The sequence below is a fragment of the Lachnospira pectinoschiza genome, assembly GCF_900103815.1.
Taxonomy (GTDB): domain Bacteria; phylum Bacillota; class Clostridia; order Lachnospirales; family Lachnospiraceae; genus Lachnospira; species Lachnospira pectinoschiza_B.
In genome coordinates, this window is sequence record NZ_FNHZ01000007.1 from 124,848 (window position 1) to 142,120 (window position 17,273).

18 protein-coding genes are annotated in these 17,273 nt (G+C 36.4%); all 18 read left to right on the plus strand.

Features of this window, described 5'->3' with window-relative positions; all coding sequences use genetic code 11:
• Nucleotides 1–23: 23 nt before the first annotated feature.
• The 18 genes from BLQ66_RS10265 to BLQ66_RS10350 all read left to right on the plus strand — a co-directional run bounded on the left by BLQ66_RS10265 (nucleotide 24) and on the right by BLQ66_RS10350 (nucleotide 17,264).
• A complete protein-coding gene (locus BLQ66_RS10265) occupies nucleotides 24–230 on the plus strand; it encodes a flagellar FlbD family protein (protein ID WP_027431352.1) in 207 nt (68 codons plus the stop codon).
• A gap of 30 nt (nucleotides 231–260) precedes the next feature.
• Nucleotides 261–1,049: a motility protein A gene (locus BLQ66_RS10270; RefSeq protein WP_074522082.1), complete on the plus strand. Its 789-nt coding sequence runs from the start codon at nucleotides 261–263 to the stop codon at nucleotides 1,047–1,049.
• The gene (locus tag BLQ66_RS10275) at nucleotides 1,049–1,852 is read left to right on the plus strand and encodes an OmpA/MotB family protein (protein ID WP_074522083.1); all 804 of its coding nucleotides are present in this window, start codon (nucleotides 1,049–1,051) and stop codon (nucleotides 1,850–1,852) included. The genes BLQ66_RS10270 and BLQ66_RS10275 overlap by 1 nt, the downstream gene beginning before the upstream one ends.
• Nucleotides 1,853–1,865: 13 nt before the next feature.
• Nucleotides 1,866–2,399: a hypothetical protein gene (locus tag BLQ66_RS10280; RefSeq protein WP_242869346.1), complete on the plus strand. Its 534-nt coding sequence runs from the start codon at nucleotides 1,866–1,868 to the stop codon at nucleotides 2,397–2,399.
• A gap of 135 nt (nucleotides 2,400–2,534) precedes the next feature.
• Nucleotides 2,535–3,518: a flagellar motor switch protein FliM gene (gene fliM / locus BLQ66_RS10285; RefSeq protein ID WP_027431348.1), complete on the plus strand. Its 984-nt coding sequence runs from the start codon at nucleotides 2,535–2,537 to the stop codon at nucleotides 3,516–3,518.
• A 4-nt stretch (nucleotides 3,519–3,522) separates the two neighbouring features.
• Nucleotides 3,523–4,776 (plus strand): flagellar motor switch phosphatase FliY, encoded by a 1,254-nt coding sequence (gene fliY, locus BLQ66_RS10290; protein WP_074522085.1) that lies wholly within the window; start codon nucleotides 3,523–3,525, stop codon nucleotides 4,774–4,776.
• 97 nt (nucleotides 4,777–4,873) lie between these two features.
• Complete coding sequence (locus BLQ66_RS10295) at nucleotides 4,874–5,236, plus strand: response regulator (RefSeq protein ID WP_027431346.1); 363 nt, start codon at nucleotides 4,874–4,876, stop codon at nucleotides 5,234–5,236.
• Nucleotides 5,237–5,614, plus strand: a complete 378-nt coding sequence (locus BLQ66_RS10300; protein ID WP_074522086.1) for a flagellar biosynthetic protein FliO — start codon at nucleotides 5,237–5,239, stop codon at nucleotides 5,612–5,614.
• 17 nt (nucleotides 5,615–5,631) lie between these two features.
• On the plus strand, nucleotides 5,632–6,432 hold the full coding sequence (fliP, locus tag BLQ66_RS10305; protein ID WP_051195415.1) for a flagellar type III secretion system pore protein FliP: 801 nt from the start codon (nucleotides 5,632–5,634) through the stop codon (nucleotides 6,430–6,432).
• A 95-nt stretch (nucleotides 6,433–6,527) separates the two neighbouring features.
• Nucleotides 6,528–6,797, plus strand: coding sequence for a flagellar biosynthesis protein FliQ (gene fliQ / locus BLQ66_RS10310; RefSeq protein WP_027431343.1), 270 nt, complete (start codon nucleotides 6,528–6,530; stop codon nucleotides 6,795–6,797).
• Between the two features lie 23 nt (nucleotides 6,798–6,820).
• Nucleotides 6,821–7,597: a flagellar biosynthetic protein FliR gene (fliR, locus tag BLQ66_RS10315; protein WP_074522087.1), complete on the plus strand. Its 777-nt coding sequence runs from the start codon at nucleotides 6,821–6,823 to the stop codon at nucleotides 7,595–7,597.
• An 11-nt stretch (nucleotides 7,598–7,608) separates the two neighbouring features.
• Nucleotides 7,609–8,775, plus strand: a complete 1,167-nt coding sequence (gene flhB, locus BLQ66_RS10320; RefSeq protein WP_074522088.1) for a flagellar biosynthesis protein FlhB — start codon at nucleotides 7,609–7,611, stop codon at nucleotides 8,773–8,775.
• A 79-nt stretch (nucleotides 8,776–8,854) separates the two neighbouring features.
• Entirely contained in the window at nucleotides 8,855–10,900 is a 2,046-nt protein-coding gene (gene flhA, locus BLQ66_RS10325) for a flagellar biosynthesis protein FlhA (RefSeq protein WP_074522089.1), read from the plus strand.
• Nucleotides 10,901–12,316 (plus strand): flagellar biosynthesis GTPase FlhF, encoded by a 1,416-nt coding sequence (gene flhF / locus BLQ66_RS10330; protein ID WP_074522090.1) that lies wholly within the window; start codon nucleotides 10,901–10,903, stop codon nucleotides 12,314–12,316. It begins immediately after the preceding gene.
• Nucleotides 12,316–13,194 carry a MinD/ParA family protein gene (locus tag BLQ66_RS10335; protein ID WP_074522091.1) on the plus strand — a complete coding sequence of 293 codons (879 nt, stop codon included), beginning with the start codon at nucleotides 12,316–12,318 and terminating at the stop codon, nucleotides 13,192–13,194. The genes flhF and BLQ66_RS10335 overlap by 1 nt, the downstream gene beginning before the upstream one ends.
• A 45-nt stretch (nucleotides 13,195–13,239) precedes the next feature.
• Nucleotides 13,240–13,965, plus strand: a complete 726-nt coding sequence (locus tag BLQ66_RS10340; protein WP_074522092.1) for a flagellar brake protein — start codon at nucleotides 13,240–13,242, stop codon at nucleotides 13,963–13,965.
• A 2-nt stretch (nucleotides 13,966–13,967) separates the two neighbouring features.
• Nucleotides 13,968–15,152, plus strand: a complete 1,185-nt coding sequence (cheB, locus tag BLQ66_RS10345) for a chemotaxis-specific protein-glutamate methyltransferase CheB (protein ID WP_074522093.1) — start codon at nucleotides 13,968–13,970, stop codon at nucleotides 15,150–15,152.
• On the plus strand, nucleotides 15,153–17,264 hold the full coding sequence (locus BLQ66_RS10350) for a chemotaxis protein CheA (protein ID WP_074522094.1): 2,112 nt from the start codon (nucleotides 15,153–15,155) through the stop codon (nucleotides 17,262–17,264).
• The last annotated feature ends 9 nt before the right edge of the window (nucleotides 17,265–17,273 follow it).

Consider the following 17,273-nt stretch of genomic DNA (forward strand, 5'->3'; position numbering starts at 1 on the left):
CATAAGAGTCTTGGGGGAAAGATATGATTGACGTTACTAGATTTAATGATAAAAAGTTCGTGCTTAATGCTGAGCTAATCGAATCCATAGAAGAGACTCCAGACACAGTCATTACTTTAACTAATGGGCATAAATATCTCGTAAAAGAGACGATTGATGAGGTTATAGATAAGGTCTATAGCTACAAGTCTAGGATATTTTCTCAATTCGCAAAGGTAAATGATAACTAATTAAACTTTTAAAGAAGGGTGGGTCTTTAAATGGATATAGCTACATTAGCGGGTATTGTCCTTGGTTTGGTCATGGTATTATTCGGTATTATTTCTTCAGGTGGTGTGGCTGCCTTAGGAAACTTTATTGATGTACCATCCCTTATTATTACAATTTTTGGTTCCTTAACATCCCTTATGGCCTCATATACAATGGCCGATTTTACTGGTGGTTTCGCTGGTATAGGTGTTGCTATGAAGGATCCTAAACTTGACCATGGAGCAACCATTTCAAAAATTATAGAGCTATCAAATGTCGCACGTAAGGAAGGCTTACTTGCCCTAGAAGAGATAGCACGAAGCTTAGAAGATCAGTTTATGCAAAAGGGTATCTTGCTTATAGTTGATGGTACTGAACCAGAACTTGTAAGAGGTATCCTTGAAACAGAACTTATGAATATGGAAGCTAGACATAAAAATAAGGCGGGCTTTTTTGATGCTTGGGCAGCCCTAGGTCCTGCCTGGGGTATGATTGGTACACTGGTAGGTCTTGTAAACATGTTAAAGAACTTATCAGATGCATCTACAATCGGTCCTAACATGGCCGTTGCCTTACTTACTACACTTTATGGTTCTCTTCTTGCTAACTGGATTTGTACACCAGTTTCTAATAAGTTAAAGCAGAGAGCTGCCATTGAATTCCAGTTAAAGGAAATCGTAATTGAAGGCTTACTTTCAATTCAGGCAGGTGAGAACCCTAGAGTTATTGAAGAGAAACTTAAGTCATTCTTAGCACCTAAGGCTAGAGAAGCTATTTCATCAGAAGGAGGTGCGGCTTAATGGCAAAGAAGCAAGAAGATGAAGCTCCTGCTGGATCTCCAGCCTGGATGGCCACTTTCTCAGATCTGATGAATTTGCTGCTTTGTTTCTTCGTATTGCTTTTCTCAATGTCTAGTACAGATGCTGGAAAATTTGAAGAGGTAGCAGCCAGCCTTGCAGCTTCCTTTAGTATTTTGCCATCAGGTGGTTCGGCCCTTTCTTCAGAAGGTGTCTTAGTAAATAGTGGCGCTAGCCAGTTAAATGAACTTAGCACCTACTATAATAGCATGGGTCTTAATGCAGAAGGTGAGACAGATACTGAAGTGCAGGATGCCTATGAGGAGGTTCAAGAAGAAGGTCAGGCAGAATCTGAGCAAATGGCAGAGGAAATTACTGAAAGCCTTGCAGCCTCAAATGTTGCAGATCAGGTAGAGGTAACAGCTACAAGTAAGTATGTGGTATTAAATCTTAGTGGCGGAGTTTTATTTGATTCAGGAAGCTATACCATAAGAGAAGATGCTAAAACACTTTTAAAGGCAGTTTCAGTGGCAATAAAAGAATATGATGGAAATATTATTTCTATTGAAGGTCACACAGATAATGTGCCAATGCATTCAGCTCAAATTGAAGATAATATGATGCTCTCCCTTTATAGAGCTTATAGTGTTTACCGTTTCTTTGTTGATGAATACGGATTTTCTGAAGAGACCATGACAAGTTCTGGTCGTGGTGAAAATGTACCTATTGCCACAAATGAAACAGCAGAGGGAAGAGCACTAAACAGACGAGTAGAGATTAAAATTTATAACAATATTAATTCATAAAATCTAAAGCGAGGTGGAAAATTTGAAGAAAAGTTTGTTAAATGTAATTATTTTGGCATTGGTATTAATTAATTTAGTCTTAACGGCAGTATTAACATTTACATTAGTACAAACCAATACAAAGACTAATAGCCTTATAACCCATATTGCCGAAATAATCGATTTAGATGTTGCAGGGGGAACAACAGATTCAAGTTCTTCATCATCCTCAACAGATTTATCTAATATTGAGTATATCAGTGTAACAAATGGTGAAGAGACAACAATTACAGTAACTTATGTTGGCACTCAGACTCACTATGCGGTATTAACTGTAACTATTGGTGTGAATAAGTCCCACAAAGACTATTCAGAAAAGATTACAACAATTAAAAACAACATGACTTATATTGTTAACACAATCTCAACAATAGCTACAGAAAATTATACATATCAGACAATTGCTACAAACACAAAGGATTTCCAGAATGACTGTTTAGAGGCATTACAAGACCTATTCCAGACTAACTGTATCTATTCAGTACTTGTAACACCAGTTGTTCAATAGTTGTGGCAACAGCTTTAGCTGTTGTCATCTAGCCTGAGCCGATTGCGAAGCAATTCTAATGGCGAAGGTTCCCACCCTAGTAGTGGGATGCGTAGAATAGCGAAGGAGAGGATTTGAAAAGAGAGGTGGGAGTAAATGAGTGAAGTTCTTTCACAAAATGAAATTGATAACCTCTTAAAAGCACTTAGTAGTGGTGAACTTGATGTAGATGAGATGAAAAACTCCGACGAAAAGCAAGTCAAGAATTACGACTTTGCCAGACCGTCTAAGTTTGCTAAGGAGCATTTAAGAACACTAGAGATTATTTTTGAAAATTTTGGACGTTTGCTTGCAACTAATTTACCAGCATATCTTCGTAAATCAGTTACAGTAGATGTAGTAAACTCAGAAGTCGTTATTTATTCCGAGTTTTCAAACGCCCTTTCAAATCCTGTGTTACTAGGAGTTGTGGGAATGAATCCCCTAAACGGCTCTGTAATTATGGAAATGGCTTCAAACCTTGGTTTTGCCATAGTAGATAGACTACTTGGCGGACAGGGAAATGCCCTTGAAAAGGAAAGAGAATTTTCAGAAATCGAGCTTACTATTATTGAAAGAATTTTATCTATCTGTGTTAATCTAATGGAAGAACCTTGGGAAAATGTGGTAAAAGTACAGCCAAGACTAGAAAGAATCGAGACTAATTCCCAGTTTGCTCAGATTATATCACCAACAGAGACCATAGCCATTGTAACTATGAATCTAAAGATTGGTGATGTGGAAGGCCTTATGAATGTGTGTCTTCCATTTACAACACTAGAACCTGTTATGGATAAGTTAAATACAAAATATTGGTTTGCTAACATGCAAGAAAAGGGTGGCGAGACCTTTGAACGTGAAATTGAAAGCATGATTTCAAGGTCAGAGATCCCAATTAAGGCAGTTTTAGGAAAATCAAATATTAGCGTGGCAGATTTTGTTGGCCTACAATATGGGGATATTATTAGAGTCAACAAAAAGGTAGAACAAGAGCTTGATATTTACGTAGGTAATATTAAGAAGTTTAAAGCCTTGCCAGGTTATTTTGAAGATAAATATGCAGTGAGGGTTACAGAAGTTATAAGAGAGGAGGATACATAAAGCTATGGATGGAATGCTATCACAAGATGAAATCAATGCTCTCCTAAGTGGTATGTCCACAGATTCAGACGATGGCGGAGGGGTAGAAGAGCCATCTGAGAGTGCTGCCGCTGAGTTATCAGGAGAAGATACATTTAGCTTAGCTGATTCAGAAAAAGATGCTGTAGGAGAGATTTCTAATATAAGCATGGGGACTGCGGCTACAACTCTAAGTTCTCTTCTTAATCAAACAGTTAATATTACAACACCAAAGGTAGATGTATGTACTTGGGATGATTTATCCCACAGATACGACAGACCTTGTGTTATGATGCAGATTTCCTATAAGGAAGGTCTAGACGGTAATAATGTTTTAGTTTTAAAGGAAAACGATGTAAAGATTATTACTGACCTTATGATGGGTGGAGCAGGTGTTGCAAATGATGACGAACCTTTATCAGAGCTTCATTTAAGTGCCATTGGCGAAGCTATGAATCAGATGATGGGTTCGGCAGCTACATCTCTTTCATCAATGTTTAATAGGAAAATCGATATTAGTCCACCAGTTTCAAACCTTGTTGAAACCTACAATGATGTGGATGAAAATTTACCAAAATTCTTATCAAAGCCTTTTGTTATGGTTGCCTTTAAAATGCAAATCGGTGATTTAATCGATAGTGAAATCATGCAGCTATATCCTAAGGAATTTGCAGAAGAATTATTAGAAATGTTTATGCCAAAGGAAGAGGAAGCACCAGCACCAGCACCGGCGCCAGAACCAACACCGGCACCAGCAGCCGCTGCACCACCACCACAGGCAGCCCCAGATCCAAATGCTATGAATGCAGGAATGGGAATGCAGGGAATGGGAATGCAGGGAATGCCAATGCAAGGAATGCCAATGCAAGGAATGCCAATGCAGGGAATGCCAATGCAAGGAATGCCAATGCAGGGAATGCCAATGTATGGCTATGCACAGCCTGATGTTAATGTGGCACCAGCTTCCTTCCAGCCATTCTCACAAGACCTAGGACAGTTAACTGCCCAAGAAAATATTGGTCTTATTATGGATGTACCTCTTGAGGTAACAGTAGAACTTGGTAGAACCTCAAAATCAATTAAAGATATTCTAGATTTTGCACCAGGTACAATTATTGAACTTAATAAAATCGCCGGTGAGCCAGTAGATATCCTAGTTAATGGCAAGTATGTAGCCAAGGGCGAAGTAGTTGTAATCGAAGAAAGCTTCGGTGTTAGAATTACAGAAATTATTAAATAACAACTTTTTTGTAAAAAACAATAGTAAATTTATGATAAATGGTGTATAATACAGTTAAATGATTTTGTGAAAATTTAATTCAGATAGGAGATATTGTATGGCAAAGAATATTTTAATTTGTGATGACGCGGCATTTATGAGAATGATGATTAAAGATATTCTAACTAAGAATGGTTATAATATTGCTGGTGAGGCTGAAAATGGCGCGAAAGCAGTTGAAAAGTACGCTGAATTAAAGCCAGATCTTGTTCTTATGGATATCACTATGCCAGAGATGGATGGAATTGAGGCTTTAAAAAAGATTAAGGCTTCAGATCCTAACGCATCTGTAATTATGTGTTCTGCGATGGGACAGCAGGCCATGGTTATTGAATCAATTCAGTCAGGCGCTAAGGACTTTATCGTAAAGCCATTCCAGGCTGATAGAGTTATTGAGGCAGTGCAGAAAGTAGTAGGATAAATGACAACTAACTTGATTTTAACTAACAGCTTAGACGAAATCGCTGAGTTTGTTACATTACTAGTTATTTTTATAATAGTCATAGGAATTACTTATTTTTCAATAAGAATTGTAGGAAATATTCAAAAAGAAAAGCTTGGGCGTGGAAACATACAAATTCTTGAGACACAAAAGGTATCTAATACCAAGTATATTCAAATTGTGAGGATAGGAAAGAAGTGCTTTGCGATTGCTATATGCAAGGACAGCATAAGCTATTTATGTGAAGTGGATGAGGGAGATTTACAATTTAACACAGATTCATCTATCTCTAAGTCGAGCGCCGAAAGTTTTAAGACTATAATAGATAAGTTTAAGAAGGACAAGCCAGAAGATTGATGGGGTAGGGATGATTTATGTTGCAGTGGATGAAGAGGCATAAGAAGGCAATTTGTAAAATTTGGCTAATTACTAGTCTAGTTATTTTTGTTAGTCTTTTTGCTAGTGTAAATGTATTAGCAGAAGAGGAGACAACAGCTAGCGCTAATAATTTGATTGATGTTAATATCTCGGCTGGGGATGGCTCTGATATGGCAAGCGTTTTACAGATGCTCTTAGTGTTGACAGTTATTGCATTAGCTCCGTCAATACTTATAATGCTAACTTCTTTTACCCGTATTGTAATAGTGCTTCACTTTACAAGAGCGGCCATTGGAACACAGACTGTTCCGCCTAATCAAGTAATTATAGGTTTGTCCTTATTTTTGACCTTTTTTGTTATGCAACCTACTTTTAATGAGGTTTATACCAATGCCATAGAGCCCCTCTCTAATAATGAGATATCCTTAGAAGAGGCCTATGATATAGGAGTAAAGCCTATTAGAAAGTTTATGTTAAGCCAGGTATCTACAAAGGATCTAGACACATTTTTTAGCGCAGCAGGTGTAGAAGAAGGCTCAATAGAATCTGAAGATGATATTGAAATGCGAGTATTAGTTCCAGCTTTTATTATTAGCGAACTAAGAATTGCATTCATTATAGGTTTCTTAATTTATCTTCCATTTATTGTTATTGATATGGTAGTTTCTTCAACCCTTATGTCAATGGGTATGATGATGTTACCACCAACCACTATTAGCGCTCCATTTAAGATTTTGCTCTTTGTAATGGCAGATGGCTGGAATTTAATAATTGGAAACCTTTTAAAGACCTTTTAGATAGACATCGTAGTTAGTATAGCTAGCTAAAGAGATTTGGATTTGAATTTTTAAATGTATTACTAGAGGATTTGAGATTTGTTGGGGGATTTAGGATGCAAGTAGGAGACGTAATAACAGTTGCAAGACAGACAATTTGGGTAATTGTTAAAACTTCTGTTCCACTATTATTAGTATCTATGATAGTGGGTCTAGTTATCAGTTTGTTCCAAACATTAACATCTATTCAGGAACAGACTCTTACTTTCGTGCCAAAATTATTAGCAATAATGTTGGCTCTTATGATTCTTGGAAACTGGATTCTTTCAACAATCGTGGAATTTATGAACAACCTATGGGGAAACTTTGCTACATATATTCGATGATTAAGAGTCTAGAGGATTAAAATATGATAGAATACTCAATTATTATTGACCAGTTTTTAATTTTTATATTGATTTTAATAAGGCTCGCATCATTTTTGTATGTTGCGCCTTTTTTTAATACTAAGGGAATACCAGGCAGAATTAAAATCGGCCTAGCCTTTTTTATTAGTATGATAGTTTATGCTGCAAACCCTAGTTTATCCATTGAGTATAACAGCATGCTTGGCTATTCAATACTTGTATTAAGAGAAGTTTTAGTGGGGCTAATACTAGGTGCCCTAAGCCTTATGAGTGTGCAAATTATCTACTTTGCAGGCAAAATTATAGATATGGATATAGGTCTATCTATGGCCCAGCTATACGACCCGACTACTAGAATGCAAACCGGTATTATGGGAAATTTTTATTATTATCTAGTTATGCTTATTCTAGTAATTTCAGGCCTTCACAGATACCTAATTGGGGCAATAGTAGAGACCTTTAAGGTAATTCCTCTAGGGGGAGCTATATTTAAGGCAAGCATCTTTGATATAGTTCTAGACTTTATGTCTGACTATTTTATCATTGGCTTTAGAATTGCCCTGCCAGTATTTGCAGCAACTCTTTTACTAAATTGCGTTTTGGCAATTCTTGCAAAGGTGTCGCCTCAGATGAACATGTTTGTTGTAGGTATGCAGCTTAAGATTTTTGTAGGTATCTTTGTAATTCTAGTTACCATCTCTATGCTACCTTCCATTGCAAACTTTCTTCAAACTGAGATAAAGACCATCCTTGCCAAACTTGTAAAGAGCATGTATTAGGGGGATTTTTTATGGAAAATGTATCTCTTAATATAAATGAATACAAACTAGCTATAAAATTAAACCTTCAGTTCTTTGCACAAGATGGACCTGGTGGTGAAAAGACAGAGCCTGCAACTAATAAAAAGTTAAAGGATGTAAGAAAAGAAGGTCAGGTAGCAAAAAGTAAGGAAATAATTACTGCAGTGTCCCTGCTCTCCATTTTCATTCTTTTAAAAATTTATGTGGCAGGCATTGGAAATGGCTTTTTAGAGGCTTTCAATGAAATTTATTCCTACTTTGAAACAGTGGCCAGTACTAGTGGCTTTGGACTTGAATCAGAGATGGCTGTGGATATTTTAAAAAATGTTGGCATGATGATTATTACCATTATTGCACCGGTTTTAATTGTTGGTGTAGTTATAGCAATTTTAGGAAATGCCTTGCAGCAAAGCTGGATGGTAACGGCTAAACCATTAAAGCCTAAGGCTAGTAAAATAAGCCCACTAAATGGCTTTAAGAGAATGTTTTCCTTTAAGCAGGTATTTGAACTTATTAAGGCCATTGCCATGATGACAATTTTAGCGATTGTTGTATGGTCAACGGTTAAAAAGCAGGTTTATGTCATATATTCCTTTTACGATGTGTCTCTTTATACGGCTATTGTAAGAACCGGTCAGATAATTATTGATTTAGGAATTAGGGTTAGCCTAGTTTTTCTAATAATTGGCGTTGTGGATTTAATTTATCAAAGACATAAATTTAAAAACGACAACATGATGACAAAGCAAGAGATTAAGGATGAGTTTAAGGACTCTGAAGGTGATCCACAGGTTAAGGGTATGATTAGACGAAGAATGAATGAGATTTCTAGACGAAGAATGATGCAGGCCCTACCGGAAGCAGACGTTGTAATTACAAACCCAACTCACTTTGCAGTTGCCCTTAAATATGATCCTGAATCAGGCAAAGCCCCAGTTGTTATTGCAAAGGGTGCTGATTATCTAGCTTTCCAGATTAAGGATAAGGCTAGGGAATATAATATTGAGATTGTGGAAAATAAACCACTTGCAAGAATTCTTTATCACAATATTGAAATCGGTGAGGAAATACCTCCTGAATTATATGTGGCAGTTGCTGAAATTCTTGCAGCAGTAATGAAAACAAAGAATAGAAACTTAACTAGCACTATGGTATAATTTTAATGAATGAATAATATTTTATGTAATAAAATTACCATTTTGCTAAGGTGTTATTCATGAAAGGGGGAATAGGAATATGAAAATCAGTCTAAAAAAGACAGATTTGTTTGTAGGAATTTACCTACTTTCTGCAGTTATGTTCTTTATTATTTCCATCCCTTCATGGTTGCTAGATTTTTTACTAGCCTTTAATTTAAGTGTTGCCTTGATTGTACTTTTTAATGCTCTTTTTGCTAAGGAAGTACTTGATATGGCCTCTTATCCAACAATTTTGCTTTTCACAACAATCTTTAGAATTGGCTTGAATGTATCATCAACTAAGCTAATTTTAAGAGATGGTGATGCAGGTAAGGTCGTTCTTACTTTCGGTCAATTCGTTGGTGGCGGTAACTTAGTAATTGGTATTATCATTTTCATAATTATCATTATCATTCAGTTCATAGTTATTAATAAGGGTTCTGAAAGAGTAGCAGAAGTAACAGCAAGATTCACTCTTGATGCTATGGCTGGTAAGCAGATGGCTATTGATTCGGACCTTAATACAGGTGCTATTACAGATAAAGAGGCAGCAGAGAAGAGAAAGAAATTACAGCAAGAGAATGCTTTCTTTGGTTCTATGGATGGTGCTACTAAGTATGTAAAGGGTGATGCAACCGCAGGTCTTATTATTACAGGTATCAACTTAGTTGGTGGTATTGTAATGGGTATGTTATACGGCGGTCTATCAATTAATGAAGCCCTTAATAAGTACACAATCCTTACAATTGGTGATGGTTTAAGTTCACAGATTCCATCCCTTCTTATTTCTTTGGCAACTGGTATTTTGGTAACTAAAGCAAGTTCTGATGGCGAGCTTGGTGATGAAATCGTCGGTCAATTATTTTCAATTGATAAGGTATTAATGATGGTTGGTGCAGCCCTTGTGGTTATGGGCCTTTTTACACCTCTACCAAATTATATCTATATTCCTTTGGGAATAGCATTAATTGTAGTTGGCAGAAGATTAAAGAAGAGAACTGGAGTAGAGGCAATAGAAGAGGAAGTAGAGGAAAGTGAGGCAGAAGCCCAAGAAATTCGAAAACCAGAAAATGTGGTGAATTTACTAAATGTAGATCCTATTGAATTGGAATTTGGTTATGGAATTATTCCCCTTGCTGATGTAAATCAAGGTGGAGATTTACTTGATAGAGTTGTAATGATTAGACGACAGGTGGCCCTAGAACTAGGTGCCGTTGTTCCAATTATTAGACTTAGGGATAATATTCAGCTAAATCCTAATCAGTATGTAATTAAGATTAAGGGTATTCAGGTTTCAGATGGTGAGATTTTATTTGACCATTATATGGCTATGAATCCAGGTTATGTAGAAGAGGAAATCACTGGTATACCAACCTTTGAACCATCCTTCCATCTACCAGCTATTTGGATTACTGAAAGTCAGAGAGAAAGAGCAGAATCCCTTGGTTACACTGTAGTAGACCCACCTTCAATTATAGCTACTCATCTTACAGAAATTATAAGACAGCATATATCTGAGCTTCTTACAAGACAGGATGTATCTAATCTTATTAATAACATTAAGGACAATAATCAGGCATTAATAGATGAATTAGTGCCAAAGCTACTTGGTATTGGCGAAATCCAAAAGGTTTTACAAAATCTTTTATCAGAGGGTATCTCTATTAGGGATTTAGTTACTATTTTTGAAACTCTAGCAGATCATGCATCTGTAACAAGAGATACAGATATATTAACGGAATATGTAAGACAAAGTTTAAAGAGAGCAATTTCCGGTAAGTATTTCCCATCAAATGAAACTACAAGTGTAGTTACTCTTGATCCAAATATTGAGCAGGAAATCATGGGCTCTGTTAAAAATACCGAGCAGGGGTCATATCTTTCTCTTGATCCTGAGAGAACTAAAAAGATTATGGCTTCTACAGGAAGTGAGTTAAAGAAATTAGAGGATATGGGAAAAAATCCAATAGTTATCACTTCACCAATTGTGAGATTATATTTTAAAAAGCTTGCAGTTGACTACTATAAGGACATAATAGTGATTTCCTATAATGAAGTGGAATCCAACGTAGAATTACAATCAGTGGGGATGGTGACAGCGTAAATGATAGTTAAGAAATTTCAAGCGCCAACAGAAAATGAGGCAATGAAAAAAGCTAAGGAGGAGCTTGGGGCCAATGCTGTGGTCCTAAATATTAAGTTTTTAAAGGCTAGAGGACTTTTTAGAATTTTCAAAAAGGACCAGGTGGAGATTACTGCGGCTCTTGAAGAGAAGGAATTTATAAAAAATGTAAACACAAGAAAACCAGAAATGAAGACTATAGATTTTAAAGAGGATAAGCCTGATGAAAATGCATCTAATACAGTTGATCCTAAAAAATCTAATGACACAGCTTCTCTTGATTTAAGAGCTGATGAGGACATTGATTTAAATGATCCAAAAAGAATCGAGGAAAGACTAGATGCTCTTCAAAAACTTATGAAGGAATCTAGTGCTAATAACCAGAAACTAAGACAAGACAATCGCTTTGATTCTAAGAATAGAAAAAGCGAAATCTATAGAAATCCTGATATTATTTATGAGGATGAGGAAGAAAAAAAGAATACTAAGCTAGAAGCTAAAACAGAAGCTAAGCTAGAAGCGAAGACAGAAGCGAAGACAGAAACTAAGACATTAGAGGCAGAACAAACAAAAACAAGTTCTAAGGAAAACTCCTCTAATGATACATTTTTAAAGCTAATCCATAAAAAGCTAGTAGATAGCGAAGTGGATGAAAAGTATGTAGATGAAATTCTAGGAGAGATTGCCTTATCTATGCAAAAGGAATCTGACATTGATAGCATTCTTTCTGCAGTTTATCAAAAAATCATACTTAAGCTTGGTGAGGCTAGTCCGGTTAAACTTAATTCAAAGCCAAAGCTTGCCTTCTTTATTGGACCTACAGGAGTTGGAAAAACTACAACTATTGCTAAGATTGCATCTAAGTTTAAGCTTGAAAACTATGCAAAGGTAGCCTTTATTACTTCAGATACCTATAGAATTGCAGCGGTAGAGCAGCTAAATACCTATGCTTCAATTATTGACTGCCCTGTGGATGTAGTTTATGGACCAGAGGAATTAAGGGAAAGCCTTGAAAGCTTTAAAAACTACGACTTAGTCTTAGTGGATACTGCAGGTAGATCTCATAAGTCTGAAGAACAGATGGAAGAGTTAAAGCGCTTACTTGAGGTGGCAACAGATTATAAGGAAGACTATGACCTAGATATTTACTTAACTCTTAGCGTAACAACTAAGTATAAGGACTTAGTTAATATTGCTAAGAAATATGATGACATAAAGGGTTGGAAAATCATTTTTACAAAGCTAGATGAAACTTGTTCTCTAGGTAACATTATTAATGTGAAAATGCTTACAAATGCCCCTTTATCTTACACAACATCAGGACAAAATGTTCCTAATGATATTGAGCTTATTAATGAGCAATTTATTGCTAAACAGCTATTGGGAGGTAACACATAATGGATCAAGCCCAGACTTTACGCAATATAATAAAATTTCAAAATCAAAACTATCAGGCAAATGCTAGAGTAATAGCCGTAACTAGCGGTAAGGGTGGTGTAGGTAAGAGCAATGTCTCTATTAATCTTGCCATCCAGCTAGTAAATATGGGAAAGAAGGTTATTATTCTAGATGCCGATTTTGGCCTTGCTAATATCGAGGTAATGTTTGGGGTTATACCAAGGTATAACCTTAGTGACATTTTATATAAAGGCAAGGATATAAAGGAAATTATAACAAAAGGGCCTCTTGATATAGGTTTTATATCTGGTGGCTCTGGTATTGCTAAGCTCGTAAATCTTGACAGTGAGCAGATTAAGCGCCTAGTAAATAAAATGAGCGAGCTTGAAAGTCTATGCGATGTAATAATTATTGATACAGGGGCTGGTATTGCAGATTCTGTTATGGAGTTTTTAGTGGCAAGCCCAGAGACCATTATTGTTACAACCCCTGAACCAACCTCTATTACTGATTCCTATGCCCTACTTAAATCCCTAAGTATGCATCCACAGTTTAATAATGACAATTGTAAGATTAAGATGATTGCAAACCGCGTGGAATCAGAAAAAGAAGGGGAGCTTTTATATGAAAAGCTTAATTTAGTAGTTTCTAAGTTCTTAGATATTGATGTGGAATATTTAGGTTTAATACCACAGGATAATAACGTAACTAAGGCAGTTATGAAGCAAAATCCGGTGTCTATTATTTATCCTAATTCCCCAGCGACTAAGGCTTTTGAAAATATAACTAAAAAGATAATTGACTCAAAAGATGAAATCCCTGTAGCTAAAAGGGGCATAAGAGGATATTTAAAAAATGTATTTGCTAAGATGTTATAAGTTTTATTTGCCTTAGCTTTTAAGAGGAAAACTGGAGGTGAGTGTATGCTTGATAATATTGTACTTGGAACAAAAATCGAATTACAAAAAAGAATGGATAGGTTTAGTTTGTCACAACAATCAAAGAGAAGTTACATAAGTCAGGTCCTTGATTACTCTGAGGAGGATGAGGATGAGCTTGTGTGTGCTATGCCTATTTTTGAGGGCAGAATAATCCCACTTGAAGTCAACTCTGAATATGATGCTTTCTTTTATACTAGTAAAGGCATCTATAAGGCAGCAGTTAGCATTACAAGAAGAGCAAAAGAAAGAAATATCTATACAGTTAATCTAAAATTATTATCAAATCCAGAAAAATTTCAACGACGTGAATATTATAGACTTGAATGCACAATTGAGGTGCAATATAGCCTCTTTAATGAAGAGGAAACCCAGTATTTTTTAAGACATTCAAAATTACCTAATAACTTGCAAGCAAACCCTGTTAAGGCTATAATAGTAGATATAAGTGGCGGTGGAGTAAGAGTGTTTACTCAAGAACAATTAAATACTGGAAGTTTTATTTTGCTTAACTTTCAACTATTTATTTCAGGGAAACTAAAGCAGTTTAATGTGGCAGGAAAGATAGTAATGTCCCTTGAAAGTCCTAATGTTAGTGATATATACGATACTAGAATAGAATTTAAGCGAATTGCTGATAATGAGAGAAGCGAGATAGTAAAGTACATTTTTGAACAGCAAAGGCAACTTCGTAATAAGGAAAGGGGATAGTCATGGCTAAAAAAATTTTGATTATTGATGACTCTGCACTCATGAGAAGGGTAATATCTGATATAATAAACGAAAGTAATGAGTACGAAGTCGCAGATTTAGCTAGAGATGGCTTGGAAGGTTTTGATAAAATTGTTTCAAATCCTAACTTGTATAGTGCAGTAATTCTAGATATTAATATGCCGAAGATGAATGGTATTGAACTACTAAAGAAGCTTCAGCAAAACCGTATTGATCAGACGGTTATAGTTGTTAGTACAGTCGCAAAGGAAGGTGCTAAGGAAACTATACAAGCCCTAGAATATGGAGCCTTTGATTTTGTTACAAAGCCAGAGAATTATCTTGAAACTAAAAGCGAAACATTTAAGAAAAAAATTCATGAGATGCTAGATGTTGCTACTAATACAAGGGCATCCCTTCAAAGAGTGGCAAGAGGCGCATCTTTTTCACCTTCAAGCAATACTAATACTAGAGATAATAAAGATACAAAAGTGGGATTATCATCAAAAGATAGACCTACTCCTAGCTTTCAAAAATCTAGAGAAGACAATACCTTTAAAGCTAGTAGGGTAACTCCTTCTCAGTATTCAGGTATTAAAAAGGGCAAGAGTAAGCTAATTGCTCTAGCCTGCTCAACAGGTGGACCTAAATCATTACAATCTGTAATACCAATGCTTCCAAAGAATTTGGACGCACCAATGGTTTTAGTTCAGCACATGCCAGCAGGATTTACAGCAAGCCTTGCAGCAAGACTTAACGAAATGAGCGAGCTTAATGTAAAAGAGGCAGCAGACGGTGATGTCATTACTAAAGGTAATGTCTATATTGCCCCTGGTGGTAAGCACATTAAGGTTATGAAGGAAGGTGCAAGCTACGTTATTAGACTTAACGAAGCACCTGCTATAGATGGACTTAGACCATGCGCCAATGTAATGTATGATTCCCTTCAAAATTCTAATTTTGATGAGATAACTTGCGTAGTGTTAACGGGAATGGGAGCTGATGGAACCAATGGCATAAAGGGCCTAGCAGCCAGCCATAAGAACATACATGTCATCGCACAGGATGAGCAATCTTGCGTAGTTTATGGCATGCCAAAAGCACTAGCTTCAACAGGTTTAGTTAACGAGGTTGTACCTCTTAATAAGGTAGCTGAAGCAATAACTAAGAACGTGGGGGTATCTTAAATGGATGTAAGCCAGTATTTAGAGATATTTATTGATGAATCAAATGAACATTTACAGTCTATTTCAGACGGCGTAATGGTCCTCGAGAAGGAACCAGACAATCAGGATACTATTAATGAAATTTTCCGTGCTGCTCACTCTCTTAAGGGTATGGCAGGTACAATGGGTTATAAGAGAATGCAGAACTTAACTCATGATATGGAAAATGTATTCTCTGAGGTTCGTAATGGCAATATCAGTGTTACATCTGATATGTGTGACGTTTTATTCCAGTGTATGGATGCACTTGAAAGCTATGTTGATAATATTCGTAATAACCAGGATGAAGGTACAGATGATAACGAAGATATCATTAAGGCTTTAAATGCCTTCATTGAAGGAATTGGTGGTGACGGAAAGAAAGAAGCTAAAAAGGAAGAGCCAAAGGCTGAGGAAGCAAAGGAAGAGCCAAAGCAGGAAGAAGCTAAGGCGGCTAAATCAGATAATAATCAGCTTGAAGGCTTAACACTAGCAGACTTTGAAAGGTCAGCAGTAAATGAAGCCCTTGAAAAGAATATTAGCGTCTTTAATATTAAGGTAGAGGTTGAAGAGAGCTGTGTACTTAAGGCAGCTAGAGCCTTCTTAGTATTTAAAAACTTAGAGGGTCACTGTGAAGTTATTAAGTCAGAACCTACTACTCAGGATATTGAAGATGAGAAATTTGAATTTGAATTTAGAATTCTTATTACAACAGAAGAGGAAATCGATTCTATTGTAAGCATCATTAAGAGCGTTTCTGAAATTAAGGATGCAACTCCAATTCAGGTAACAGATAAGCTTGATGATGAAGAAGAAAAGCCGGAGGAGAAGCCAAAGGAAGAGAAGAAACCTGCGGCAAAGGAAACAAAGCCAGCTCCAAAGGAAGAGAAAAAGCCAGCAGCAAAAGAACCTGCAAAGGGTGGCGGCAAGGCTGTTTCTCATACAGTTAGAGTAGATATTGAAAAGTTGGATGTATTAATGAACTTAGTATCCGAGCTTATTATTGCTAAGAACGGTTTAGTTTCAGCAAGTAATGATGGAGAAAATGGTGGCATTAAGTCAGCTAACTTTACAGAACAGATCGAATACTTAGAGAGAGTTACAACAAATCTTCATGAGTCAGTTATGAAGGTTCGAATGATGCCTATTGAAAGTGTTATTTCAAAATTCCCTCGAATGGTTCGAGACTTATCAAAGAAGCTTGATAAGAAGATGGAATTATATATCACTGGTGAAGATACAGAACTTGACCGTACTGTAATTGATGAAATCGGCGATCCAATCATGCATATGATTAGAAACTCTGCCGATCACGGTCTTGAACCTACAGACGTTCGTATTGAAAGAGGTAAGCCAGAGGTAGGTACTATCGCTCTTAACGCCTTCCAGGAAGGTAATAACGTAGTTATTGAAGTTAAGGATGATGGTAATGGTATTGATACAGAAAGAGTTAAGGCTAAGGCTGTTGAAAAGGGTGCAATCACTCAGGAACAGGCTGATTCAATGACAGAAAAAGAAGCTGTTGACTTACTCTTTAGACCATCCTTCTCTACAGCAGAAAAGATTACAGATGTATCTGGTAGAGGTGTTGGTCTTGATGTAGTTAAGTCAAAGATTGAAGCCTTAGGTGGTGATGTTGAGGTTAAGTCGGTATTTGGACAAGGTTCAACATTTAGCATTAGACTTCCACTTACTCTTGCTATTATTCAGGCTTTAATGGTAAAGCTTGGCGAAGAAAAATATGCTATTTCCCTTGGTTCTATTGAAACCATTGAAGATATTGCAATCAGTGAAATTAAGTATGTACATGCCAAGGAAGTAATCCATTTAAGAGGATCAGTTATTCCTTTAATTAGATTAAGAGAACTTCTTGATGTTCCAGGTGAACCTGAAGAGTCAGATACAATCGTAGTTGTAATTGTACGTAAGGGTGATAAGCTTGCAGGACTTGTAGTAGATAGCTTAATTGGACAGATGGAAATCGTTATTAAATCACTTGGTAAGTATATCAGCATTAATAAGATGATTAGTGGTGCAACAATCCTTGGTGATGGTTCTGTAGCATTAATTATTGATGCTAATACATTAGTATAGGGGGTAACG